We start from the raw sequence: 25101 nt of genomic DNA on the forward strand, positions 1-25101 counted from the left end.
GCTCCTCACTGGGTCACAGCGGTGCCGTCATCGGCGAGGTAGACGGTCATGTGATTGCTGCGCGCTGTATTGTTGCCCTGATATACCCACGCATTCCCATCCAGCTCGACGTAGGGTCTTGGGTCATTGCCATAGTAGTCCATGCGGTCGCCGCCGCCCTCAAGATCACGCGCGGGATTCGTGACATGCGCGTTTCCGATCCCCGTAAAGCGGCTCTGCTTCAGCCATCCCTCAAGATGATCCGCTGAGAGTGTACCGTCGGGGCTCGTGATCGTCCCGCCCGAGGAGGCGACAATGTGGTCATCCTGCGCGGGATAATAGTCCACCAGAGGACCCGTAAAGGTGCGGCCTGCCTTTGCCATGTGGACGCTGCCGCTCGCCTGCCAATGCTCCTGCCCTGCGGCAAGGAGGCGATCGCAGGAGAGGTTCATGTCCTCACGCTGTACGCGAACATTTCCCTCAATGGTGCCCTCCTGCGTCTTTGTGTTGTAGGTAGCACGTGCACCCTCGATGTTCCCCGTGCCCTGATCCACGTGTACGCCGCCTTCGGCGGTGACCACGCCCGTTCGCGTATCGTAAGTCAGACGATCCGCCGTGAGATTCGTCGGATCTGCGTTCTGCGGTGCCGCCAGTCCTGCCGTGCAGACCGCGCCTGCCGCAAGCAGGAGCAGTCCCCCGCGGCAAATAGTCCTCTTCGTCATTTTACGTCCCTCCCCTTAATAATGTGCGCATTCCCCTCGATGGCAAATTTCTCAAATTCATCCGCGCTCGTAATACGATCCCCGCTCGCGCACAGATCATCACGTGTGAGGACGGCGCTCCCCTCCGCTGCCAGCTCTTTTTTCGCGGCGGTCCAGTGCAGGGCGTTCGCGCGCAGGGTGATTCCGTTGCTGGTCTCGGCATATATGCCGCCTGTGAGGACAACGTCACGCGTCGTGCTGTCCATGTGCCCCGTATCGGCTTTCAGCGAGAGTGTATTCCCGTCCTCGCTGTAGAAGGTTCCCTCGATCCCCTTCATTGTCGTGTCCTGCGTATCGATATCCACACTCATATTCTGTGCGGTAAGCGTCCAGACCGTGCGCCCATCCTGCTCCTCATGGAGCGTGTTGTCCTCATAGGACATGATGCGCGGTCCCTGCTGTTCATCCGTCTGTTCGGGCGGCTTCGGCACGGAAAGCACAGCCCAGAGGACAAGCCCGAGGAAGGCAGCCGCCAGAACGCCGCCGATGATTTTATTCCGTGTCATCCGACCCTCTCCTCCTGCCCTGCCGACACATGATGCTTTCCTGTCTTCTGCTCCTCTGGAGACGTATTCCATCGCTTTTGAAACCAGATCCACTGCGTCGGATTCTCGCGGATGATCCGCTCGACGATGGCGGTCATCTGCACGGTAAACTCATGGAGATCGCGGTCACTATCCCCCGTATTCGGGCAGCGCATGATCTCCCCGACAATGACTTTATGCTTTCCATTCGGCTGCCGCAGAATGAATGCGGGCACGACGGGGGATCGGAACTTGCGGGAAAAGACCGCCGGTCCGAGCGGGGTCGATGCCGTACGTCCGAGAAACTCGATGAACGCGCCGCCGGGGCCACCATCCTGATCGGCAAGAAAGCCGAGCAGTTTGCCGCGCTTCAGCGCACGCGCCGCCGCGATCAGCTCGCTCGTTCCGCGCGAGAAGATCTCGACGTGAATCGTTGCACGCAGATCGTCGAGCACACGCGTATACTGGATGTTCGGCTGTGGCTTGGCAATCGCACTGACGGGCATCCCATTCAGCGTGAACGCCGCCGAGAGCCACTCCCAGCAGCCGATGTGTCCTGTGAGGACAACGACCCCATGCCCCTCGGCAAGAGCCTCCTGCATCCGCTCAAGATGGTCGATCTCGATGTAGTCTCTGAAATTGCGCTCGTTCAGCATGGGCATCGCAAGAATATCGAGAAAGTTTCGCGCCATATTGATAAAGGAGGCTCGCACGAGCTTCTTCGCTGCTTCCTCATCAATGCCGAGTGCGGGCATCATGTGCGCAACAGCACGCCGCCGCATCTTTGCGATGATGAGGTAGTAGAGATTCCCGAGCAGCCAGCCAAGGGCAAGCAGGATGGGACGCGGCGTGCGGCAGGCAATACGGCTCAGAAGCATCAGCGAACGATAGAGCATGTCCGCACCTCCTTTTCCTATTGTACAGCGTCGCCGGCATCATTCTGAAATGCCGTAAGGACACGATCCCACAGTCCCTGTGTCTTTAAAATGATCTCGTATATCTCACGCACCGCACCGCGCCCGCCGGGCTGCGCGGCGATGATCTGCGCGATCTCCTTGACCTCGGGAACGGCATCCCCGACCGCGCACGGCAGACCGACCTGCCGCAGGATCGGCAGATCGACGAGATCATCTCCGACATAGGCAAACGCCTCATCGGAGAGCCCTGTCTGAGCCTTGATGTCCGCATACGCCTCGCGCTTATCGAGGCGTCCCTGATAGACGAGGTCAATATGCAGTTCTTTCGCACGATTCGCGACGATGGGCGAGGCGCGCCCCGTAATGATCGCCGTTGTCAGGCCAACCTTGCGGGCAAGGGAAACGGCAAGCCCGTCACGGGCAAAGAACGGCTTAAAGAGCTCGCTGCCGTCAGGCGCAGCGTAGATGCCCCCGTCCGTCAGCACGCCGTCCACATCAAGAATCACACATTTTATCTTTTTCGCACGTACAACTGCGCCCTCGCGTATCGGCATCAGACCACCCCCTGCCGCAAGAGATCCGTCAGATGAACAATTCCCACGGGAACACCCGCATCATCAATGACAGGCAGTACTGTGACAGGGCGCGGCTGATGCTTCTCCATAACGGAGAGTGCCGCCGCCGCCATCTTATCCGGCGCAATCGTGAGCGGCGCGGCGAACATGATACTCTCCACGTCCTTGTCGAGGAACGTGTAGTCCTTCGCGAGCGCACGGCGGATGATGCCGTCCGTCACGAGCCCAATGAACTTTCCGTCCGCATCCACGACGGAAACAGCGCCAAGGCCCTTATCCGTCATGACAAAGAGAGCGTCCTTTGCCGTCGTATGATATGGCACGACGGGGTTCTCATCGCCCGTGTGCATGACGTTCGCTACAGTGAGCAGGAGCTTGCGTCCGAGTGCCCCGCCCGGATGAAAGAGCGCATAGTCCTCCTTCTTGAAGTCGCGCACCGCCATGAGTGCCATTGCCAGAGCATCGCCCATCGCGAGCGTTGCCGTTGTCGATGCGGTCGGTGCAAGCCCCAAAGGACACGCCTCGCGTTCGACGCCGATGTCGATGTAGAAGTCCGCACTGCGCCCAAGCTGGGACTTCCTCCGTCCGCTCATCGCAATGATGCGGGCACCTATGCGGTGGATGATCGACAGGATATTGACGACTTCGTTCGACTCACCGCTGTTTGAGATGGCGATCACGATGTCATCTGCCGTCACCATGCCGAGATCTCCGTGGAACGCCTCCGCTGGATGCATGAAGAAGGCGGGCGTTCCCGTACTCGCAAGTGTCGCCGCGATCTTTCGTCCGACGTGACCAGATTTTCCCATGCCTGTCACGACGACGCGCCCCTTGCATGCAAGGATCGCCTCTGCTGCTGCCTCAAAGTCATCATCAACGCGATCCGTGAGACGCGCGACGGCGTCTGCCTCCAGTTTCAGCGTCTCAACTGCCTTCTGTCGGATGGTACTCTCTTGCATAGCGTTCTCCTAGTTCAGCTTTTTACGCACGACCTCATAGATGGCGAGGGCATCCTTCAGCAGCTCTTCGAGTTTGTCCAGATAGACCATGTTCGCCCCATCCGAAAGTGCCTCGGCGGGATTGTCATGTACCTCGAGAAAGAGTCCATCGACCCCCGCGCCAACAGCAGCGCGCACGAGATACTCCACGAACTCGCGCTGCCCCGAGGAGCTCGTCCCCGCGCCGCCCGGCAGCTGTACGCTGTGCGTTCCGTCAAAGATCACGGGGTAGCCAAAGCTGCGCATGATGGGCAGCGCACGCATATCGACGACGAGATTGTTGTAGCCGAAGCTCGCCCCGCGCTCTGTCAGCAGGATGCGCTCGCTGCCGCTCTCGTGGATCTTGTCCACGACGTTGCGCATATCGTTCGGCGCGAGGAACTGCCCCTTCTTCACATTGACGACCGCACCCGTCTGTGCTGCCGCGTGCAGCAGATCGGTCTGGCGCGAGAGAAATGCAGGGATCTGCAGGATGTCCACGACCTTCGCCGCCGGTTCCGCCTGACAGGTCTCATGGATGTCAGTCACAACGGGAACGCCAAGTTCCTTCTTGATCTGCCCCAGCATCTTCAATCCATCCGTGAGCCCCGGCCCGCGAAAACTATGGTACGCAGAGCGGTTTGCCTTGTCAAAAGATGCCTTGAAGACATAAGGAATACCAAGCCGCTCGGTGATCTCTTTGATGCCGCGGCCGATCATGAGTGAGCGTTCCAGCCCTTCCAAGACGCATGGTCCTGCAAGAAGGACGAGCGGCTCACCGCCGCCGATCTCAAAATTCGCCAGCTTCACTTTGTTCATCTTCAGGGCTCCTTTCGGCTGCTTCGTATTGCACTATAGTTCCTATTATAAATACTTCATATCCCGAGGTCAATCAATCCCCTGTCGCCGATACTCCGCATTGACCGCCGCCAGATCCTCCTCGGTATCGACGCCGATAAACACGGCGTCCGTCTCCACGACGCGGATGCGGTACCCGTTCTCGATCGCACGCAGCTGCTCCAGAGACTCCGAGCACTCCAGCTCCGTCTGCGCCATCTTCGCATAGGCGAGCAGAAAATCCCTGCGGTAGGCATAGATGCCGATGTGCTTATAGACCTTTGCGCCCATATTGCGTGCATAGGGGATGCGCGCACGGGAGAAGTAGAGGGCATTCCCCGTACGGTCGGTAACGACCTTGACATTGTTCGGATTCTCCATCTCCGCCGCATCCGTGATCTCCGTCTTTGCCGTCGCCATCATGAGCGCATCGTCATGCTCAAACGGAGCGACAAGGGCATCGATCACGGCGGGATCGATCAGCGGCTCATCGCCCTGTACGTTGATGATGAGATCGCAGTCCGGCCGCTGTGCGGCAACCTCGGCGAGACGATCTGTCCCCGTTGCATGATCGGCGCGCGTCATGACGGCGTGACCGCCATGCTCCTCGACCGCCGCACGGATGCGTTCATCATCTGTCGCCACGACAACCTCATGGACACGCTGTGCCCGCACCGCCCGCTCATAGACACGGACAATCATCGGCTTCCCCGCGATATCGCGCAGGGGTTTCCCGGGCAGACGCGTCGATGCATACCGCGCAGGGATAATGCAGAGAACCTTCATGCGATCACCTCTATATGATGGATAACTGAATTTTCGCAGTGACACACCGCGCGAATCCCTCGCTGCGCAGGCAGCCGAGCACTGATCCTGCCCACTAGGATCCGCTGTGGAAAACGCAGCTTCATCCTATCGTGCACTGCTTCCCAAGCTTTGCTGCAAGCTGCTCCTTAAGGGTCTCGAAGAAGACCTCCTGCCCCTTCTGCAGGGTGACCTCGACAGAGAGCACATACATCGGGATACGCCATTTCGCGCGTACGACATCGCCCGGCACCTTCACTGCATCCTTTTCTGTAATGACAATTGCCTCAACGCCGAGCGTCTCCGCACGGTAGAGTACCTCTGCCATATCGCGTTCGCCGTAGTCGTGATGATCGGGGTAGCGCATGCTCTCCACCATCTCAACACCGAGATCGGCAAGCGTCTGCTCGAAGGAGGCGGGGTTCCCGATGGCCGAGACAGCGAGCACCTTTCTGCCCTCCATCTCTGTCACGGGCACACCGCCCGCCGCAATGTCCTCAAACCAATCCGAAAGGCGGACAAACTGACGGGGCTGATGGATGCTCTCCATGATGAGCCCGTCCTGATTGTAGCTGCGGAACGTCTCCCAGATGTACTCAATCGCCCCCGGTGCCGCCTGATCGACTTTCGTCATAAGGCATACATCTGCGCGGTTGATATGCGAGAGCGGTTCGCGCAGAGTTCCGCGCGGCAGAAGGTAGCCGTTGCCAAATACATTGACCGCATCAACCAGCAGGATATCCATATCGCGCTCAAGCTGCCAGTGCTGATAGCCGTCATCGAGAATCGCCACCTGTGCGCCGAAATGCTCAATGGCATAGCGTCCCGTCACGGCGCGGTGTGGCCCGATGAGAACGGGCACATCCGGCAAATGCTTGGCGAGCATAAACGCCTCGTCCCCCGCCGTCTCCGCATCCATCTTCAGTGCACGCCCGTCCGAGACGATGCCGACTGCTCCGCGCCACTTGGCTCGATAGCCGCGGTTGAGAATCGCAGCGCGATACCCCATCGCATGAATGGCACGCGCGAGATGCTGCGCTGTTGGCGTCTTTCCCGTTCCGCCGACCGTCACATTGCCGAGGCTGATAACGAAGCAGGGCAGCTGTTCTTTCTTAAACCAGCCCCAACGATACATGGCAAGCTTCAGATTGACCAGCTGTTCATAGATGAGGGAGAACACGTAGAACACGCCCATGATGAGGCGACGCGTGACGCCGTGTACCTCTTTGTCGTGAACGAGGTCGATGAAATAGGTCTGGAAGTTTGCGACCTTCTGTGTCGCGCGCACGCGGTGGGCACTGATGCGCTCCTGCGCGCGCTGAGCACGGCGCGTCTCATAGGCAGCAAGCATATCCACGAGGATCTTGGCCGACTTTTTCGATGCGCCCTTGTTCTCGTTGATGATCGCGAGCGTCTCGCGCTCAAGGCGTGCGCGCTCCGCGTCATCAGCGAAGAGGCGCAGCGTCTCCGCGGTCAGCTCCGCGCCGCTCGTAACCGTCACGACGGCGCTGCGATTGCGGAAAAGCGCGTGGATGTCCTTGAAATTGAACATCTGATTTCCGACGATGATTGCCTTGCCATGCGCCGCCGGCTCAAGGATATTATGTCCGCCGTGCGGGACAAGGCTGCCGCCGATGTAGATCACGTCGCCGAGCCCATAGACGCGGCCGAGCTCACCGACCGTATCGAGGATCACAATGTCCTCGCCGCCCTCTGCTCCTTTCTGGAGGTTCTTGCGCGTGTTGACCGTAAACCCGGCTTTGCGGCAGAGATGCTCCACCTCCATCGTGCGCAGCACCTCGCGCGGCGCGATGATGAGGCGTACGTTCGGATCTTTTGCACGCACGGCGGCAAAGGCGTTGAGCACCAGCTCTTCCTCCCCGCGGTGGGTCGAGCCCGCGATCATGATGCGGCTCGCCCCCGAGAGGCCGAGCTCCGCGATCAATGCTGCGCGCTCTTCGGGGCTGACACTCGTATACGCCTGATCGAACTTCGTATTGCCCGTCACGGTGACGAGCTCGCGGGGCGCACCAAGGCGCATGATGTAGTCCGCATCGATGCCCGACTGCATCGCAAAGCATTTCACCGTCCCGATCATCTCGCGCAGCATCCCGAACAAGTACTTGTACTGCTTCACGCTGCGGTCGCTGATGCGGCCGTTGACCATCATGACGGGCACATCGAGCTGCTTCGCCTTCTTGAGGAAGTTCGGCCACAGCTCCGTCTCTACGGGCAGAAAGACACGCGGGCGGATCCGTTCCACGACGCGCGAGGCGAGGAACGGCAAATCCAGCGGGAAATAGATGATCGCGTCCGCATCCTTGATGATGCGGTGCGCCATCTCATAGCCACCCGTTGTCACGACCGAGACGAGGATAGGCGTGTCAGGAAACGCCTTGCGGAACTCACGCACGAGCGGACTCGTCGCCACGATCTCCCCAACGGATGCCGCGTGCACCCAGATGGCATTCTTTCCCGCCACCTTGTCTATCGTGTCCTGCGGGTAGAAGCCAAAGCTCTGCTTGATGCGCTCGACAAAGCCGCGCTCCCGTGTGGCGCGCAGCATGAAGATAGGTATGATGATGGTGACGATGAGGATTGCCGCTAAATTGTAGAGAAATCGCATGCGTCACTCTCCCCGAAACTGAATGTCATAGAGATGCTGATAGAGCCCGCCCTTTGCCAAGAGCTCCTCATGGGTTCCCTGCTCCACGATGCGGCCGGCATCAATCACATAGATGCGGTCGGCATGGAACACCGTGGAAAGACGATGGGCGATGACGAAGCTCGTGCGCCCGACCATCAGATTGTCGAGCGCCGCCTGCACGATCTTTTCGCTCTCCGTATCAAGTGCGGAGGTCGCCTCGTCGAGGATGAGGATGCGCGGATCCTTCAGGATGGCGCGTGCGATGGCAATGCGCTGGCGCTGACCGCCCGAGATACTGACGCCGCGCTCCCCGATCTGCGTATCGTAGCCATGCTCCAGCTGCGCGATGAAATCGTGTGCGTTTGCCGCACGCGCTGCCTCCTCGATCTCCGCATCCGACGCATCGAGGCGTCCATAGCGAATGTTCTCGCGAATCGTCGTGGAGAACAGCATCGTCTCCTGCGGTACCAGCCCGATCTGCCCGCGCAGCGAGGCGAGCGTAACACTGCGGATGTCGTGTCCGTCCACCGTGATTGCCCCGCTGTCCGGCTCGTAGAAGCGCGGGATAAGATTCGCAATCGTCGATTTGCCTGCGCCCGAGGGACCGACAAAGGCGATCATCTCGCCGGGCGCGGCCTCAAGCGTCACACCGTCGAGCGCCTTGCGTCCTTCCTTGTAGGAGAACGTGACATCCTCGAAGCGCACGTGCCCTGTCACGGGGGGAAGCGGCTTGGCGTCGGGACGATCTGTAATGCTCTCCGTGAGATCGACAACGGAGAACACGCGGTCCACGGCTGCCATTGCCTTCTGCAGGTTGCCGTAGATGCGCGAGAGGCGCTTGACGGGATTTGCAAGGTTCACGGCATAGGTGAGGAACGCGACGAACGCGCCCGCCGTGATGTCACCGTTGACGACCTCGTAGCCGCCGAACCAGACGATGAACGTGACGGCAAGAGCAGCGAGGAACTCCACCGTCGGCGTGAGCATGCTCGTCTGCTGGACATTTTTCATCACTGCTTCGAAGTTGCGCTGGTTGCTCACGACAAAGCGGTCGATCTCATAGTCCTCACGGACGAAGGACTTCACGACGCGCGTCGCAGAAAAGCTCTCCTGCAGGAGTGCCGTGATCTCTGCGAGCCGCTCCTGAATCACGGTGCTCGACTTCTTGATCTTGCGTCCAAAGATCTTCATCGCCTGCCCGACCATAGGAATGACGATAAGCGTCAGCAGGGAGAGCTTCCAATCCAGATAGAACATGAGGGCAAGCGATCCGATGAGGATACAGCCCTCCGTCACGAGATCGATGAGGTTGTCGACGAGTGCCGACTGGATTGCCGCAACATCGTTCGTGACGAAGCTCATGATCTCGCCCGTCTGGTGGCGGTCATAGTACGCGAGCGGCATCCGCTGGAACTTGCGGAACATCACCTCACGCACATCGATGATCACCTTCTGTCCGATGTAGGAGACGAGGTAGGACTGCCCGAAGTAAAAAATTCCGCGCAGGAAAAAGATGACGACAATGCCGATGCAGATGGCGTTCAGCAGAGCCATGTTCTTATCGGCGAGAACGTCGTCGATCATGTCCTTGATGATCCACGGAACGTAGAGATTCGCCGCCGAGGCAAGGATGATACACACGACTGCCAGCACGAATTTCTTTACGTACGGCCGCATGTAGGTCAGCAGTCTCTTATAATTCTTCATAGGTCTCCTACGGGGTACAATATCTCTTGCGTCCAAGAGCGAGAATCTTCTCCGCCACACGGCGCGCCGCATGGGGTTCACCAAGACGTGCTGCCGCGCGCGACAGGCGTTCCGTCACGTAGCGGCGATCCGCGCCGTCCGCGATGATCTTCTCCATCTCCGCCGCGATGCGGTCGGGCTGCACGGCCCCTTGCAGCAGCTCTGTCTCAAACGTCTCGCCGAGCAGGATGTTCGGCAGGGAAAAGCGCGGCACATCGACGAGCAGACGCCCGATGAGATAGGAGAGTGCCGACATCCGATAGAGGACGACGGCGGGCAGCCCCATGAGCGCCGCCTCCATCACCACTGTGCCCGAGGTTGCCATCGCAGCGCGTGCGAGCCCCATGAGGGCATAGCGCGCGTCGTGGGTCAGCGTCACCTCCGCCGTGGATGCAGCGAGATGCCTTCTGATGCGCTCCTCATCCACGCCGCCCGCGACGGGCAGAAAGAACCGTCGCGTGGGGTCTGCCGCTCCGAGCCGCTCCGCCGCCCCCAGCATGGGAGGAAGGAGACGCTCGATCTCCTCACGGCGGCTGCCCGGGAGGAGCAGGATCGGCACATCATCTGCACCAATGCCGAAGTGACGCCGTGCCTCTGTGGGCGGCATCTCGGCACGCACCGTATCGACAAGCGGATTGCCGACGAACGAGATGTTCGCACCCGCCGCCTCATAGGGCGGCAGCTCATGCGGGAAAATCGCGACGATCTCGTCGGCGAGAGCCGCGCAGGACTTCGCGCGCCCCTTACGCCATGCCCACGCAGACGGAGGAATATAAGAAAAGACGGGAATCCCCCGCTCCTTTGCCCGCGCCGCCAGCCGCCAGTTAAAATCCGGATAGTCGATGATGACCAGCACATCGGGACGCTCCTCATCCATCAAGTGCGTCAAATCATCAAGCAACGCGAAAATTCGGCGGAGATTCAAAATCACCGCCGAAATACCCATCACATTGTAGTCCGCATAATTTTGACGGAGTGCCACTCCCGCCGCCGCCATCTCCGCACCGCCGAAGCCGATCAGCTTCACCGCCGGGTCAAGTGTGCGCAGTTCACGCGCTAACGCCGCCCCGTGGAGGTCGCCGGAGGTCTCTCCCGCCGAAAGCATGATCTTCAAATGGGCAAGGCCTCCTCGGTAGAATCAACAGCAAACACCGTCCGTATTTGCAAGGGATGCCTCACTACATCGCCGCTATCGTAATGCCGTTCGCCTCGGCAAGGGCAATCGCACGCTCCTTGTCCACAAAGAGTGTCTTTCCCGCCTCAATGGCGAGCGCAGACGCCTTCACCGCCACCAGCGACTCGATCGTATCGAGCCCGACGGCAGGTACATCAAAACGACTGTCCTGCTGTGGCTTTGCCGCCTTTGCGACGACCGCACCGCCGCCGGCAAGCTGCCCGCCGCGGCGGATGCAGGCATCCGTCCCCTCGATCGCCTCAAGCGCCATGACCGCACGGTCTTTCACCACCGCCGTCTGTCCCACATCGAGACGTCCGATCTCGCGCGCCATCTGAAGCCCATACTCCATATCAGCGCGCTCTGCCGCCGAAGGCTGACGGCTCGTCAGAACTCCCGCGGGCGGCATCAGGGGACGGATGAGTGCCGTCTGGTCAAGCGGCGTCACACCGATCTTCATCAATGCCCCGATGAACATCATCATAATTGTATCGTCATTCTGGTTCGGCAGCTGCATCAGCATCCCGCGCAGCATCTCATCCGGCTGAACCGCGCCCGTAAAGAGCAGCTCCTTGGTCACCTTGCCGATCATCGTGACCTTTTGGATCTTCTCCTGCTGCAGATACGCCAAAATCGATGCAATTGAGCCGATGCTGATCTCACGATAGGCATTCGCCGCATCCTTCAGCTCAGGGTCGCAGTCCGGCAAGAGTGCAATCGCATGCACCTCAAAGCCCTGCGCACGTGCCGCGCGTGCACACGCGGCGGGCAGGTGTCCGACACCTGCGAGCAGCCCCAGTTTTTCCATGGCAGTCTCCCTCACTCGTCCTCGTGGCGTTCTCGGCAGATCCCGCGCTCCGCATTGCGGAGGAAGCGCAGCATGTGATCGATCTCCTCGCAGGAGTCCACCTCCTGCTCAATCACGGCAATCGCCTGTGTGAGGTTCAGCCCCGAGCGATAGAGGATCTTATAGGCCTGCTTGATGCGGCGGCGCACATCGAGCGGGATGCCGGCACGCGAGATGCCGACGCTGTTTAGGCCCACGGCGCGCGCGGGATGCCCGTCCACCATGGTGAACGGCACAACATCCTGCACGAGTTTTGACGTGCCGCCGATCATCGCGTTGCGACCGATCTTGACAAACTGATGCACGCCCGCCATGCCGCCGATCACAACGCCATCCTCGACGATTGCATGACCCGCCAGCATGGCGGCGTTGCTCATGATAATATGGTTGCCGAGCACACAGTTATGCGCCACATGGGTATACGCCATCAGCAGGCAATCGTCGCCAATGCGCGTCTCCTCGCCCTCGCCCGTCGCGCGGTGCACGGTCGCACACTCGCGGATCGTCGTGCGGTCGCCGATGAACGTATAGCTCTTTTCCCCTTTGAACTTCAGATCCTGCGGCACCTCGCCGATGGATGCGCCTTGAAAAATCTGGCAGTCGCGCCCGATCTGCGTCCATTCCCTAATGACGACGTGCGGGGCGATCTTCGTCCCCTCGCCGATCTGGACATGATCCGAGATGACCGCATAAGGGCCGATCTCCACGTCGCGGGCGATGCGCGCCGTCGGTGCGACCACCGCCGCCTCGTGGATATAGGCAAGAACCTTGCTCGTGCCTGTCATCTGTTTCAACTCCTTCAGCCCCGCAGGAATCGGGGCAGACATATTCCACTATCCATTACAATCCGACAAAAGGGCAAGACTTTCACATGGCAAAATCAGCCATTATCGCCGGATTTCGCGTTTTATCGTGAATTATGTCCGTTTATCCTGTCATTATGACGCACAGTCAAATGTCTTCGCCGTTTTTCAGAGCAAACTTGAAGTCTGCCGATGCGACAAGATCCTCTCCGACGTACGCATCTGCATGAAGCACGCCAAACACGCCGCGCACACGCACCAGCTCCGCCTTTGTCACGACCACATCACCGGGAACGACGGGACGCTTGAACTTTACATTCTCCATCCCGCCGAAGAGTGCAATCTTGCCGCGATGTTCCTCAGGATAAAGCATTGTCACCCCGCCGACCTGCGCCATTCCTTCGAGCAGGAGTACCCCCGGCATAATTGGATGCCCCGGGAAATGTCCGAGGAAAAACGGCTCGTTCATCGTCACACACTTGATGCCCGTTGCCGACTTGAACGGCTCCAGCTCGATGATCCGATCCACAAGGAGCATCGGCGGACGATGCGGCAAAATCTTTTGAATCTCATTGATATCCAACGTCATGCTTGATCCCTCTCCCCTGCAATCTCTTTTGCCAGCGCGGTATTGAGTGCGTGTCCCGAGGCAACGGCGATGATATGCCCGCGAACCATACCTGCCAGACGAATATCCCCGATTACATCGAGAATCTTATGGCGCACCAGCTCGTTGGGAAAGTTCAGCGGGTTCATCCATCCCTCGTCGTTGTAGACGATCACCGTCTCCAGCGAGCCGCCCAGCCCCAGACCATGCGCACGCAGTGCCGCAATCTCCTTTTCATAGGCAATCGTCCGCGCCGGCGCAATCTCGCGCTCGTACGCGGAGGGCGAAACCTTGATGTCGTAGTACTGTACCCCGATGAGCGGATGCTCATTCAGCGAGGTAAACGAAACGCGCAGCCCATCGTACGGCAGTGCCATGATGAAGTGTCCGCCATTGTCTACACGATAGATGCGGTCAATCACCGTCTCCTGCCGCACGGCATCCTGTTCGATGCTCCCGGCGCGTGCAATCAGTTCAAAGAACGCCCGTGCACTGCCGTCAGCGACGGGCGGCTCCTCTGCATCGAGCATCACGCGGCAGTTGTCAATCCCGTGCACATGCAGTGCACTCATCAGATGCTCAATCGTAAAGAACTTCAGTGCCCCTGCACCAATTGTCGTTGCGCGCACCGTCGCCGTCACATGTGCTGCCGTCGCCGCCACAGGCGGCACATCCGGCAAATCGGCGCGCGCAAACAGGATTCCCGACCCCGGCGGTGCCGGTGCGAGTTCCATATGTACCGGCCGTCCCGAATGCAGTCCAATCCCATCGTAGACCACCCGTGACGCCAGTGTTTTCTGTTTTTGCAAGCGTAAACCTCCATGAACGGACGAACAAAACAGCGTACCGTCCAACAATTCCGATTGCTTCTTCCCGTACATGATACTAAAAATTTTGCGAACATGCAAGAAAAAACAGGATTTGACAACATATCCGCCTTTTGTTATAGTATGGATAAGCGCACAGCTTCCATTATCGGGGATGTAATGGTCTCGACGGGGATGGATGGCATGTGGACAGCGAGCCGGGGGGTCATCATCCCGTCAGTAAGGTGAAACTTTTATTTAAACATAAAAGCAAACGAAGACTACGCTCTGGCGGCTTAAGCCAGCCCCTTTCCGTCTGCCTCCCGCACGGATGGAGACAGGGGTCAAACGCGGGATACCTGAGAGCCACCGCACGATAACTCTCACGGGAACTTCATCGTGATCGGAACGGCGCACCCTGTCTGCGGGGGCCGCCGAACCTAAAGCAAAGCACAGACTGCGCTCGGAGAAATCCATGTGACGTTATCTTCGGACAGGAGTTCGATTCTCCTCATCTCCACCAAACGACACGACAAAAGCCGCCCAATCGGGCGGCTTTTTTTGTATAAAAAGACCGCCGCACGGCCCTCCGTGCAGCGGTTCAATACATCCATCATAGATTTCGTTTCAATTTTTCCAGATCGGGGAACAGCTCGCCGATCGAGTTTGAAAGGCCGTCGCTCGGCTCTAGGATCTCGAGGACGGGGCGCATGGTCTCACGAAACTTTGCGTCATCCTGCATGAGTGCGAGAACCGCACTCGTATTGACGGCATCGGCAAGTGCCGAGTGCTGACTTCCCTCGAACTGGCGCCCCATCGCGCCGAGTGCATGCTTCAGTGCAAGACTGTTGTGGAGCCCGAGGCGGTCGTCAAACTCCTGCTGGAGGTCAACCCAGCGTGTATCGAGCCACGTGATGTCAAAGTCCGGCAGCTTCAGACGGCACTCCTTGCGCAGCTGTTTAATATCGGACATGCTCCACGAGTAGATCTTCGTCTCTGCCTCGCCGATCCACGCAACGAATGCGTGAAAGCTGTCGGCAAACGCGGGATGCCCTGCGACCTTCTCCTGTGTGATGCCCGTCAGCTCGGTGATGTGCTTCTTTACCATCCCATACTCAGGACAGACATAGCACTGAAATTCGTCCTCCTGCACAAAATCCTCATTCAGGCGCACCGCGCCGATCTCGATGATTTCTCCGTTCAATTTCCTGCGGACATCCCGGTATTCCTTCCCCACGGGATTCATTTCCAAATCTACGACGATGTGTTTCATGACAGCCCTTACTTTCGAAAATTATCTGCCGTAAGTGACGCGCGGCAGATGGTGTTGCAGTAGTTTAGATTTTTTGATATCGTCACGTCGTTTTTCAATCATAGCACAATGGCGCGTGGAAATCAATGTTTAAGGGTATTTAGTCCTATATTCATCGCTTACTTTTTCAATGAAACGTGGTAGAATGATAAGAGAAACACGATAAAGAGAAAGGGTCTGTCATGAACTGGAAAGTGGTACTCGCGCTGCTCACATGCAACGTGCTCTTCATGTCCGCAAGCTATACGATGATCATTCCGTTCCTGCCGATGTATCTGACGAACGAACTTGGTGTGGACGATGCCTCCGTGAATCTCTGGTCAGGACTTGCGTTCTCGGTGACTTTTTTCGTCTCCGCGGTCATGGCTCCAATCTGGGGTCGTATCGCCGACCGCAAGGGAAAGCGTCTCATGGCCATGCGCGCGAGCCTTCTCATCGCGATCAGCTATCTGCTCGGCGGACTCGTCACGTCCCCCGAGCAGCTCATCATCGTGCGCCTTTTTCAGGGCTTTGCCGCAGGACTCTGGCCGATGGATCTTGCGATCATGACGCTCTACGCGCCGCAGGAGCGGCTCGGTTTCTCCCTCGGCATCATGCAGGGCACGCTCACGGCGGGCGGTGTCGTCGGGCCTCTGCTCGGCGGTGTCCTCGCGGAGCTGTTCGGGATGCGCACGAGCTTCTATATCGGCGGTCTGGCACTCTTCATCAACTTTCTTGCCTTTACGTTTATCATCAAAGAACCGCCGATGCCGAAAGAGACCGCACCGCTTACAGCAGAGGAAAAGAATCCGATGCACCTCTGGCACATCCCCATCCTGCGTACGATGATGATCGTGAGTACGCTCGCGCAGGTGGTGCTCTACATCCTCATGCCCGTCCTGACAACCTACATCAAGGTGCTCGCGGGCGCGATGGACAACATCGTCTTTGTCGCGGGCGCAGTATTCTCTCTCGGCGGCATTGCAGGAGCGATCTCCGCGCCGCTCTGGGGGATCTACGGCACACGGCGCGGCTATTTCAGCGCGATGTTCCTCGCCATGCTGTGCGCGGGAGGCATGTTCATCCTGCAGGGCATCCCCGACACCCTCGTTCCCTTTGCCGTCATGCAGTTCGGCGTGGGGCTCTTCCTCGCCGGGATTCAGCCCTCGCTGAACGCCGTCATCGCTCAGCATACGCCCGCGCAGCTCAAGGGAAGCGTCTTCGGGCTGCTCTTCTCCGCCCAGCAGATTGGCTCTGCCGCTGGGCCGCTGCTCGGCGGCGCCGTCGCGACTTACCTTGGAATGCACTACCTCTTCCCGACCTCGGGCACGATTCTCCTCATCCTCGCCGTCTTCGTGCGGTGGCGGTATGTGAGGAAGGGGCATCCCGCGGTGGAATAATATAAAAAATGCTGTACGAAATCAAAACACTTCGTACAGCATTTTTGTTGGCATTGACAAAGCCCCCGCGGCAGGGGAACCATTTACAGCATATCAGAGAAGCAGCACACCGTGCCGATAGGGCAGCTCCTTACAGGTGTCTGAGCACCGCATCCGTCATTTCCTGCGTACCGACCTTCGTGCAGCCCGTATCCGCAAGGTAGATATCCGCTGTCCGCATCCCATCGGCGAGTGCCGCATCCACCGCCGCCTCGATGGCGGCGGCCGCTTCCTCCTCATGGAGCGCATAGCGCAGCAGCATCGCCGCCGAGAGGATCGTCCCGAGCGGGTTTGCGATTCCCTTCCCTGCGATGTCGGGCGCACTGCCGTGAATCGGCTCAAAGAGACTCGTGCCCGTCCCGATCGACGCCGACGGCATAAGACCGATCGAGCCGCCGACCACCGCCGCCTCATCGGAGAGAATATCACCGAAGAGATTGCCCGTCACGACGACATCGAACTGTGTCGGGCGCACGGCAAGCTGCATGGCGCAGTTATCGACGTAGAGATGATCGAGCTCCACATCTGCGTACTCCTTTGCCAGTGCCGCCACCGTACGCCGCCAGAGCCGCGACGTTGCCAGCACGTTCGCCTTGTCCACGGACGTGACCTTGGAGCGTCTGAGACGCGCCGTCTCGAACGCAAGGCGTGCGATGCGCTCCACCTCGGGCACGGAGTAGTTCTCCATATCCCACGCACGCTCCACGCCGTCCACCTGCTCCGACTCACATTTCTCGCCGAAATAAATGCCGCCGATCAGCTCGCGCACAATGACGAGATCGACACCGCGCACGAGATCGGGCTTCAGCGGCGAGTGCTCGATGAGCGCATCCGCCACCTTGACCGGACGCAGATTCGCATAGAGTCCGAGGCCCTTGCGCAGACCGAGGATGGCGCGTTCAGGACGCAGTGCAGGCTCCACCGCATCCCACTTCGTCCCGCCGACCGCGCCGAAGAGCACGCCGTCCGATGCCTTGCAGACGGCGAGCGTATCCTCGGGCAGCGGCGTACCGTATGCATCGTACGCCGTGCCGCCCGCATCGCGCGTTTCATAGGAAAGTCCGAGTGAGAACTTCGCATCGACAGCCTTCAGGACGCGTACGGCTTCACTCGTGATCTCCTGCCCGATGCCGTCGCCCGGGACGACCGCAATCTTATACCCCATGACGAAATCCCCCGTTCTCCTTGATATAGTTCAGAAGACCGCCCGCACGCGCAATATCCTGCACAAAGCCCGGCAGAGGATGCGCATGGAACGTATCACCCGTCGTCAGATTTTCAATTGTTCCCGTCTCCGTATCGACACGCAGACGGTCGCCCGCGCGGATCTTCTCCACATCATCGCCGATCTCCAGGAGCGGCAGACCTATATTGATGCCGTTGCGGTAGAAGATGCGCGCAAAGCTTGCCGCAATCACGACGGGAATGCCCGATGCCGCAATGGCAATCGGGGCATGCTCACGCGAGGAGCCGCAGCCAAAATTCTTTCCGCCGACCATGATGTCGCCCTGCTGCACACTGCCCGCGAACGTCGTGTCGATGTCCTCCATGCAGTGCGCCGCGAGTGCCTTCGGCTCGAACGTATTGAGATAGCGTGCAGGGATGATGACATCCGTGTCAATGTTATCGCCGTAGCGCCAAACCTTTCCCTCGAACATCACGCCACCTCCTCAGGGGCCGCAATCCGCCCCAGTATTGCACTCGCCGCCGCGACATGCGGCCCCGCGAGATAGACTTCGCTGTCCACATGACCCATGCGCCCGCGAAAATTGCGGTTCGTCGTCGAGACGCACCGCTCGCCCGCCGCGAGGATGCCCATATAGCCGCCGAGGCACGGACCGCAGGTCGGCGTCGAAATCGCCGCCCCCGCCTCCATGAAGATCGCCAGATAGCCGCGCTTCATCGACTCCTCATAGACGTACGGCGAGCCCGGGATCACGATGCAGCGCACGCGCTCATGCACCTTGTGGCCCTTCAGAATCGACGCCGCAATCTCCATATCCTCAAGACGTCCGTTCGTGCACGACCCAATCACGACCTGATCGATGGCGATGGGCGCCCCGATGTCCATGACACGCTTCGTATTCTCGGGCAGATGCGGGAACGAGACGACGGGACGCAGTGCGCTGAGGTCGATCTCCACCGTCTGCGCATAGCACGCATCAGCGTCGGCAGCCACAGGCGCGAACGGCTTCGTCATGCGTCCCTCGACGTACGCCCTGCATACATCATCATACGGGAAAATGCCGTTCTTCGCCCCCGCCTCAATCGCCATATTGGCAATCGTCAGACGGTCGGTCATGGAGAGCGACGCAGCACCCTCGCCCGTAAACTCAAGGCTCTTGTAGAGCGCACCGTCCACGCCGATCATGCCGATGAGCGTAAGGATGACATCCTTGCCGCTGATGTCCTGCGGCTTCTTCCCCGTCAGGTGCACATTGATTGCCTCGGGTACCTTGAACCATGCCTCGCCCGTTGCGATGCCGACCGCGAGATCCGTCGTGCCGACGCCCGTCGAGAACCCGTTCACCGCACCGTAGGTACAGGTGTGCGAGTCCGCGCCGATCGTGAGCATGCCCGGCCCAACGATGCCGCGCTCGGGCAGGATAACGTGCTCGATGCCCACGCGTCCCTGCTCGTAGTAGTGCAGGATGTTATGTTTGTGCGCAAAGTCGCGCATGATCTTCGCCAGCTCTGCGGACTTGATGTCCTTCGCTGGCTGAAAATGGTCGGGAATCAGCGCGATCTTCGTCCGATCAAAGACAGGGCGTCCCGTCTTTTCAAACTCCTTGATGGACGGGGGACCCGTCACATCGTTTGCGAGCACCATGTCGAGCTGGCAGACAACCAGCTGCCCCGGCTCCACATGGTCAAGCCCCGCATGGCGTGCGAGAATTTTCTCGCTCATGTTCATGCCCATACAGCCCTCCTGAAATTACGATATGGCAATCATTCCCTGCCGTGCTCCTATGTGAATTCTATTAAAACAAGTGGGTTGGTATTTAGACTTGCATCACGAGGCATTCGCGCGGAGCAGACAGGAAAAAGCTCTCCTTTGAAAAAAGAAGTCTCTCCGTGCGGAAAGACTTCTTTTTCATAAAGGAAGCACTGATAAATTCAGCCCTGTCATCTTGGCGCATCTTTTTCGCCCTGCCATCGTCGACAAATCCTCCACATAGCTTTGGCTATGCGTCCGGTTTGTCTCCTTGACAGGACAAAAAATCTACACCAATCTGACAGACTTCATTTTATCAGCGATTCCTAAAATACATGTATCGTTTAGAAATTGAGCTCTTTCTTGTCACGCAGCCACGGCATCATATTGCGCAGCTGTGCACCGACCTGCTCGATCTGATGCTCCTTGTGGAGACGACGCTGTGCGAGGAAGTTCGCACGTCCGGCAGCGCGGTTCTCGAGAAGCCAGTTGCGCGCGAACGTGCCGTCCTGGATCTCCTTCAGAACCTTCTTCATCTCCTTCTTCGTCTCCTCGGTGATGATGCGCGGTCCGACCATGTAGTCGCCATACTCCGCCGTATCGGAGCAGGACTGACGCATCTTCGTCATGCCGCCCTCATAGCAGAGATCGACGATAAGCTTCATCTCATGGAAGCACTCGAAGTATGCCATCTCGGGCGGATAGCCCGCCTCGACGAGCACCTCAAAGCCCGTCTGCATCAGCTGGCAGACACCGCCCATGAGGACGCACTGCTCACCGAACAGATCCTCCTCCGTCTCATCGCGGAACGTCGTCTGGAGCACACCGGAACGCGTCGCACCAAGGCCGCGTGCATAGGCGAGCGCGAGATCGAAGCACTTGCCCGTCTCGTCCTTCTCGACAGCGAATACAGCCGGAACGCCCGAGCCCTCCTCGAACGTGCGGCGGACGAGGTGACCGGGTCCCTTCGGCGCAACCATGAACACATCGACGCCCTCGGGCGGAACGATCTGCTTGAAATGGATGTTGAAGCCGTGAGCAAAAGCGAGCGCACTGCCCTTCTTGAGGTTCGGGCCGATCTCTTCCTTGTAGACATCCGCCTGCTTCTCATCAGGGATGAGGACCATCGTGACATCCGCCTGCTTCACCGCATCGGCAACCGACGTGACCCTCAGACCATGTGCCTCAGCCTTCGCCTTGGACTTTGAGCCCGCGTAGAGACCAACAACGACGTCGAGGCCGCTCTCCTTGAGGTTCAGTGCATGCGCATGACCCTGACTGCCATAGCCGATGATCGCAATCGTCTTGCCCTCGATTGCACTCCAGTTGACGTCCTGGTCATAGTAAGTTTTTGCCATAGTACTCCCTCTCCTCACAGTGTTCATATATGGTGCGTTCTCCGCGTTCGAGCGCGATGAGCCCCGTGCGGATGACCTCGACAATACCGTAGGGCTTCAGCACCTTTAGGAATGCGGTCACCTTGTCATCTCCGCCCGTGATCTCAAAGATGATCGAGGAGGACTCCACATCGACGACATGTGCGCGGAACAGCTCGCCCATTTTCAGTACATCGAGGCGATTCTCATCGCCCGCACGCACCTTGATGAGCGTCATGCCGCGGCATGCCGCGCTCTTTTCGTCCAGACGCCGGACAGCCCGCACGACGGGCATCTTCTCCAGCTGCTTGATCATCTGCTCGACGATATTCCCATCCCCGTGCATCACCACCGTGATGCGTGAGAAATCCGGCGACTCCGTCACACCGACAGCCAGACTGTCGATGTTGAACTCGCGCCGCGAGAACATGCTGACAACACGCACCAGAACCCCCGTCTGGTTCGCGACAAAGACGGACAGCACATGTTTCATGGTCATCCGCCTCCTTCCTCAGCATGTTCTTCTCGGGAAAACTTCTTTATTATCGCCTCCGCGCCTCTATTTGTCAATAGATTTTTCCATGCAGACCCCATTGCGCACATGAATACACGTGCACGCAGATCGTCCTTTCATACCCGCACCTCAAAATGCGGCTGATTCCCCTCCGGCGGCGCATCGTCCTTCTGTGCCGCTGTTGGAGCAGGTGTGAGAGGCGGCGGCATGCGCACCTCCTTTGGCGGGACGGCAGGTACGTTGGGCTTTGCCGCCGCAGGACGTGCGGCCGGTGCACGGCGCGGCGGCCTCGGCGCATGTACAGGCGGCGAGGAGGGCGCAGGTACGGTGTGATCCTCTCCTGCCAAGCGCTCCAGTACCTCCCCCGCCGTCAGCCCTGTGTACTCGGGAAGAAGTTCGCCCTGCGGCGTGCGTCTCTGCCGTACCTGTTCTGCCGCCGTGAGGAGATCCTCATGAGCGCGCGGCGGCGGTGCTTCCTGCGGCTCGCTCTCATGAGCGAGAATACGCTCGCCGAGCGACGGCTCTGCCGCCTGTGCATTCTCCTTTTTCCGAAAGAAGCGGAAAAAGAGAAACGCCCCGACTGCCGCCGCAAGGACGATCATCCCCGCCCAGTAGACACCGCTGGCCGCCGTATAGGACTTTGGCGGCGGCTCAGCCCCCGTCTGGCTGAGCTGCTGCTTGAGTGCCGCATTCTCCTGTGCCATATCCAGCCCGTTCGCGACATCTGCGCCCGTCTGTCCATCCGCCTTCGTGCCGTGGTCAACACGCGACGCAGACGTACTGACGTGATCGCCCTTCGCCGCATCGGAACGCGTGCCCGCATTGCCCGTCTTTCCTGTCTGTGCTTTACCATCCTGCGGTGCGCCCGTCGTCGTCTTGGAGAGCGCACCGTTCCCCTGCGCGACCGAGTCACGCGCCTGCTGCTCCGCCTGCGCATCACCCGTTGTATGCGTCTGATTTGCCTGTGCGTCGCGCGCCGCATCCCCGAGTGTGATCTTCGGCGGTGTCGGGGGCGTCGGCGGTGTCGGCGGTGTAATCGCCATAGCAGGGCTCCTTTCTCATCAAATTGCTCTCTCTACTATAGCAGAAAAATCTCTTCGGCGAAACAGAAAAAGCGTCCCGCCGATCACAGGACGCTTTTATGATGTCAAAACGATTATTACGCCTTATACGCCCGAACGTTCAGACGGTCATGCGCCAAATCCTCGTCGATCTCCACGCGCGCAAATCCCGCGCCCCTGAGCAGGCTTTCGAGTTTCTCGCCGGTATAGACGGACATGCCGTCGACAATCTTCAGCCACTTCTCATGACTCTTCGTCTTGCCGCTCGTCTCATTTGTAATCATAAACATACCGCCGGACTTCAGTACGCGGTGCACCTGTGCAAAGCAGCGTGCAATCTCCGGCCAGAAATATACCGTCTCGAACGCCGTCACAACATCGAACTGACTGTCATCAAACGGCAGTTCCTGCACATTACCCTGCACGATTTCACAGCGTCCCGCCGCAATCGCCGCATGGTTGACCTCACGCGCCTTCTCCACAGAGACGGACGAATAGTCCAGCCCCGTCACATGCCCCTCGTCCACCATCCGCAGGAATACGGCGATGTTTGCACCGCCGCCGCAGCCGCAGTCAAGCACCTGCTCGCTCCCTTGCAGATCAAGATGCGAAAATCCCCACGCTGCAATCCCCGCATGTCCACGATTCATCATAGCGACGACGATTTTTCCCATCGTCCCCTGAGGTTTTCCCGTATTGCTGAAAAATTTACGGAGCAGTCCCATGACTGCACCTCCTTTCTGCGAACACCGCAGTACCGATGCAAAAGTGCCCCGTACAAAGCTGCACGAGACACCGAAACAAACCAATTGAATTTTACAGCAGCGCCTTGCGCAGCTCCGCATCCGTCTGCGCCGTGAGATAGCACGGCGCGATATCGAGCACGGTCCTGCACCCCTTTGCGCCCTCAGCGGCGAGTCGGTATGCCGCACGCGCGTATGCAGCAAGGACACATGCCGTGAACTCGGGGTTCGAATCGAGCTTCAGGCTGAACTCGATCACATGCTTATGCGCATTGTTCTCCCCCGTCGCGCCCGAGCGGATGACGAAACCGCCGTGCGCAAGCCCTGCATGGTCGCGCTGCAGCTCCTCCTCACTGATGAAGTGCACCGTCGTATCATAGTCGGAGAAGTAGTTCGGCATCGTCACGATCGCCTTCTCGACCGCCGCCGCATCCGCGCCCTCCTCGAGCACGACATAGCACTCACGCGTATGCTTCTCGCGCGTCGTGAGCGTCGGATTCGAGCCGCTGCGGACAGCCTCGAGTGCCGCCGGGACAGGCACGGTGTACTGCTTGGCATCCCTCACCCCCGGGATGCGGCGGATCGCATCCGAGTGCCCCTGGCTGACACCGCGCCCCCAGAACGTGTAGTCCGCTCCGTTCGTGAGCACCGCATTCGCATAGACACGTGCGAGGGAGAACATGCCGGGATCCCAGCCGACCGAGATCACACCGACGTGCCCTGCCGCCTTTGCCGCCGCATCCACCGCCGCATAGTGCGTCGGGATATTGGCGTGCGTATCAAAGCTGTCCACCACGTTGAAAAGCTTCGCGAACTCCGGGGTCTGCTTCGGCAGATCGGTCGCCGAGCCACCGCAGAGAATGAGCACATCCACCTTGTCCTTCCACTCTGCCGCCTGCGATGCCGCCACCACCGGCACCTGCGTGCGCGGCTTCACCGACGCGGGATCGCGGCGCGTAAATACAGCGGCCAGCTCCATGTCAGGATTGGCCTCGACGGCGTACTCCACGCCGCGTCCGAGATTGCCATAGCCAAGAATACCAATGCGAATCATATTTCCTCCCTTGCCGTCCCCTGACGGCATAGAATCTGCACTAGCTTTTAGTAATGCGGATGTTCCTTCACGTAGTCCACCGGCCGCGACCAGTCCACCTGCACGCCCGTATCATTCCACAGGCGCGTCAGCGCGAGCGTCAGACTCTCTTTGTCCGCGAGCGGCGTGATCGTTTCCTTCGTAAAGTCCATCAGCGTCTTGTGCGGTACCTCGACCTCATGGTCTTTGGCGAGGAACTCCTCCACCGCCGTACGCCCCTTCTCATCAGCAAGATGAACCTCTGCACATCGTGCACTGCCGTCATAGTCAATCCAACCGAGAACATCGCCATAGCTGATGGCGACACTGTATGTATCACTCACGCATATCACCTCGTATTCAAATTTTTTGTCCCAGTGAAGGACGCATCTTATTATAGAACGATTCTCTCATACGCGCAACAGAGGGGCAGAAATTTATTCCGGGCAGAAATGCACGATACCGAATCATCCATGCGACCCCGCCCCCGCGATGGGTGAGGATGACTGAACACCTTCGCCGCGCAGAAAAAACGCAGCGTCGCCAAGGTGCTGCAGGATGCGCTCACCGCACTCTACCAAAAGGAAACGGCGGCACAGTAAAGAAGGAACGGTCAAATAACAACGAGGACCGTGATACGGAATCGTATCACGGCCCTCGTTTATT

26 protein-coding genes and 1 other RNA gene are annotated in these 25101 nt (G+C 59.1%); 2 read left to right on the forward strand and 25 right to left on the reverse strand.

Annotated features, from left to right (window positions below):
• Window positions 1–5: 5 nt before the first annotated feature.
• The 14 genes from AXE86_RS03275 to lpxC form a co-directional block, all read right to left on the reverse strand.
• Entirely contained in the window at window positions 6–701 is a 696-nt protein-coding gene (locus tag AXE86_RS03275) for an LptA/OstA family protein (RefSeq protein ID WP_061944640.1), read from the reverse strand.
• On the reverse strand, window positions 698–1246 hold the full coding sequence (gene lptC / locus AXE86_RS03280; RefSeq protein ID WP_009753017.1) for an LPS export ABC transporter periplasmic protein LptC: 549 nt from the start codon (window positions 1244–1246) through the stop codon (window positions 698–700). Before lptC ends, AXE86_RS03275 begins: the two co-directional genes overlap by 4 nt.
• Entirely contained in the window at window positions 1243–2160 is a 918-nt protein-coding gene (locus AXE86_RS03285; protein ID WP_061944643.1) for a lysophospholipid acyltransferase family protein, read from the reverse strand. The genes lptC and AXE86_RS03285 overlap by 4 nt, the downstream gene beginning before the upstream one ends.
• A 17-nt stretch (window positions 2161–2177) precedes the next feature.
• The gene (locus AXE86_RS03290; protein WP_061944646.1) at window positions 2178–2735 is read right to left on the reverse strand and encodes a KdsC family phosphatase; all 558 of its coding nucleotides are present in this window, start codon (window positions 2733–2735) and stop codon (window positions 2178–2180) included.
• Complete coding sequence (locus AXE86_RS03295) at window positions 2735–3715, reverse strand: KpsF/GutQ family sugar-phosphate isomerase (protein WP_061944648.1); 981 nt, start codon at window positions 3713–3715, stop codon at window positions 2735–2737. The genes AXE86_RS03290 and AXE86_RS03295 overlap by 1 nt, the downstream gene beginning before the upstream one ends.
• A gap of 9 nt (window positions 3716–3724) precedes the next feature.
• Window positions 3725–4552, reverse strand: a complete 828-nt coding sequence (kdsA, locus tag AXE86_RS03300) for a 3-deoxy-8-phosphooctulonate synthase (RefSeq protein WP_061944651.1) — start codon at window positions 4550–4552, stop codon at window positions 3725–3727.
• A 69-nt stretch (window positions 4553–4621) separates the two neighbouring features.
• On the reverse strand, window positions 4622–5356 hold the full coding sequence (gene kdsB, locus AXE86_RS03305) for a 3-deoxy-manno-octulosonate cytidylyltransferase (RefSeq protein WP_061944654.1): 735 nt from the start codon (window positions 5354–5356) through the stop codon (window positions 4622–4624).
• 121 nt (window positions 5357–5477) lie between these two features.
• Complete coding sequence (gene lpxK, locus AXE86_RS03310) at window positions 5478–8000, reverse strand: tetraacyldisaccharide 4'-kinase (RefSeq protein ID WP_061944657.1); 2523 nt, start codon at window positions 7998–8000, stop codon at window positions 5478–5480.
• A 3-nt stretch (window positions 8001–8003) separates the two neighbouring features.
• Complete coding sequence (gene msbA, locus AXE86_RS03315) at window positions 8004–9728, reverse strand: lipid A export permease/ATP-binding protein MsbA (protein ID WP_061944660.1); 1725 nt, start codon at window positions 9726–9728, stop codon at window positions 8004–8006.
• Window positions 9729–9735: 7 nt separating this feature from the next.
• A complete protein-coding gene (gene lpxB / locus AXE86_RS03320) occupies window positions 9736–10881 on the reverse strand; it encodes a lipid-A-disaccharide synthase (RefSeq protein WP_061944662.1) in 1146 nt (381 codons plus the stop codon).
• A gap of 64 nt (window positions 10882–10945) precedes the next feature.
• Entirely contained in the window at window positions 10946–11749 is an 804-nt protein-coding gene (locus AXE86_RS03325; protein WP_039981091.1) for an LpxI family protein, read from the reverse strand.
• Between the two features lie 11 nt (window positions 11750–11760).
• Window positions 11761–12573: an acyl-ACP--UDP-N-acetylglucosamine O-acyltransferase gene (lpxA, locus tag AXE86_RS03330; RefSeq protein WP_039981638.1), complete on the reverse strand. Its 813-nt coding sequence runs from the start codon at window positions 12571–12573 to the stop codon at window positions 11761–11763.
• A gap of 166 nt (window positions 12574–12739) precedes the next feature.
• Window positions 12740–13180, reverse strand: coding sequence for a 3-hydroxyacyl-ACP dehydratase FabZ (fabZ, locus tag AXE86_RS03335; protein WP_006690175.1), 441 nt, complete (start codon window positions 13178–13180; stop codon window positions 12740–12742).
• Window positions 13177–14007 carry a UDP-3-O-acyl-N-acetylglucosamine deacetylase gene (lpxC, locus tag AXE86_RS03340; RefSeq protein ID WP_198145283.1) on the reverse strand — a complete coding sequence of 277 codons (831 nt, stop codon included), beginning with the start codon at window positions 14005–14007 and terminating at the stop codon, window positions 13177–13179. The genes fabZ and lpxC overlap by 4 nt, the downstream gene beginning before the upstream one ends.
• Before the next feature lie 168 nt (window positions 14008–14175).
• Between lpxC and ssrA the strand changes: the two genes are divergently transcribed.
• Window positions 14176–14527, forward strand: a transfer-messenger RNA (tmRNA) gene (gene ssrA, locus AXE86_RS03345).
• A gap of 90 nt (window positions 14528–14617) precedes the next feature.
• Here ssrA and AXE86_RS03350 read toward each other — a convergent pair.
• Window positions 14618–15277, reverse strand: a complete 660-nt coding sequence (locus tag AXE86_RS03350; protein WP_061944665.1) for a 3'-5' exonuclease — start codon at window positions 15275–15277, stop codon at window positions 14618–14620.
• A gap of 221 nt (window positions 15278–15498) precedes the next feature.
• On the opposite strand from AXE86_RS03350, the gene AXE86_RS03355 reads away from it, so the two are divergent.
• Window positions 15499–16695: an MFS transporter gene (locus AXE86_RS03355; RefSeq protein WP_061944668.1), complete on the forward strand. Its 1197-nt coding sequence runs from the start codon at window positions 15499–15501 to the stop codon at window positions 16693–16695.
• 130 nt (window positions 16696–16825) lie between these two features.
• Here the strand turns inward: AXE86_RS03355 and leuB are convergent, their stop codons facing one another.
• The 10 genes from leuB to AXE86_RS03400 all read right to left on the reverse strand — a co-directional run bounded on the left by leuB (window position 16826) and on the right by AXE86_RS03400 (window position 24779).
• Window positions 16826–17899, reverse strand: coding sequence for a 3-isopropylmalate dehydrogenase (gene leuB, locus AXE86_RS03360; protein ID WP_061944671.1), 1074 nt, complete (start codon window positions 17897–17899; stop codon window positions 16826–16828).
• Window positions 17889–18392 (reverse strand): 3-isopropylmalate dehydratase small subunit, encoded by a 504-nt coding sequence (locus AXE86_RS03365; RefSeq protein ID WP_061944674.1) that lies wholly within the window; start codon window positions 18390–18392, stop codon window positions 17889–17891. The genes leuB and AXE86_RS03365 overlap by 11 nt, the downstream gene beginning before the upstream one ends.
• Window positions 18392–19654: a 3-isopropylmalate dehydratase large subunit gene (leuC, locus tag AXE86_RS03370; protein ID WP_061944677.1), complete on the reverse strand. Its 1263-nt coding sequence runs from the start codon at window positions 19652–19654 to the stop codon at window positions 18392–18394. The genes AXE86_RS03365 and leuC overlap by 1 nt, the downstream gene beginning before the upstream one ends.
• Window positions 19655–19828: 174 nt before the next feature.
• The gene (locus tag AXE86_RS13070; protein ID WP_232294941.1) at window positions 19829–19957 is read right to left on the reverse strand and encodes a secretion protein HlyD; all 129 of its coding nucleotides are present in this window, start codon (window positions 19955–19957) and stop codon (window positions 19829–19831) included.
• 56 nt (window positions 19958–20013) lie between these two features.
• Entirely contained in the window at window positions 20014–21027 is a 1014-nt protein-coding gene (gene ilvC / locus AXE86_RS03375; protein ID WP_061944680.1) for a ketol-acid reductoisomerase, read from the reverse strand.
• Window positions 21008–21538: an acetolactate synthase small subunit gene (ilvN, locus tag AXE86_RS03380; RefSeq protein WP_061944683.1), complete on the reverse strand. Its 531-nt coding sequence runs from the start codon at window positions 21536–21538 to the stop codon at window positions 21008–21010. The genes ilvC and ilvN overlap by 20 nt, the downstream gene beginning before the upstream one ends.
• A 137-nt stretch (window positions 21539–21675) precedes the next feature.
• Complete coding sequence (locus AXE86_RS03385) at window positions 21676–22602, reverse strand: hypothetical protein (RefSeq protein WP_061944686.1); 927 nt, start codon at window positions 22600–22602, stop codon at window positions 21676–21678.
• A 116-nt stretch (window positions 22603–22718) separates the two neighbouring features.
• The gene (locus tag AXE86_RS03390; RefSeq protein WP_061944689.1) at window positions 22719–23345 is read right to left on the reverse strand and encodes a class I SAM-dependent methyltransferase; all 627 of its coding nucleotides are present in this window, start codon (window positions 23343–23345) and stop codon (window positions 22719–22721) included.
• 91 nt (window positions 23346–23436) lie between these two features.
• Window positions 23437–24417, reverse strand: a complete 981-nt coding sequence (locus tag AXE86_RS03395) for a diaminopimelate dehydrogenase (protein ID WP_061944692.1) — start codon at window positions 24415–24417, stop codon at window positions 23437–23439.
• Window positions 24418–24464: 47 nt separating this feature from the next.
• Window positions 24465–24779, reverse strand: coding sequence for a hypothetical protein (locus AXE86_RS03400; RefSeq protein WP_006690187.1), 315 nt, complete (start codon window positions 24777–24779; stop codon window positions 24465–24467).
• Window positions 24780–25101 lie beyond the last annotated feature (322 nt).

This window comes from Selenomonas sp. oral taxon 136 (genome assembly GCF_001554015.1).
Classification (GTDB): Bacteria; Bacillota; Negativicutes; order Selenomonadales; family Selenomonadaceae; genus Centipeda; species Centipeda felix.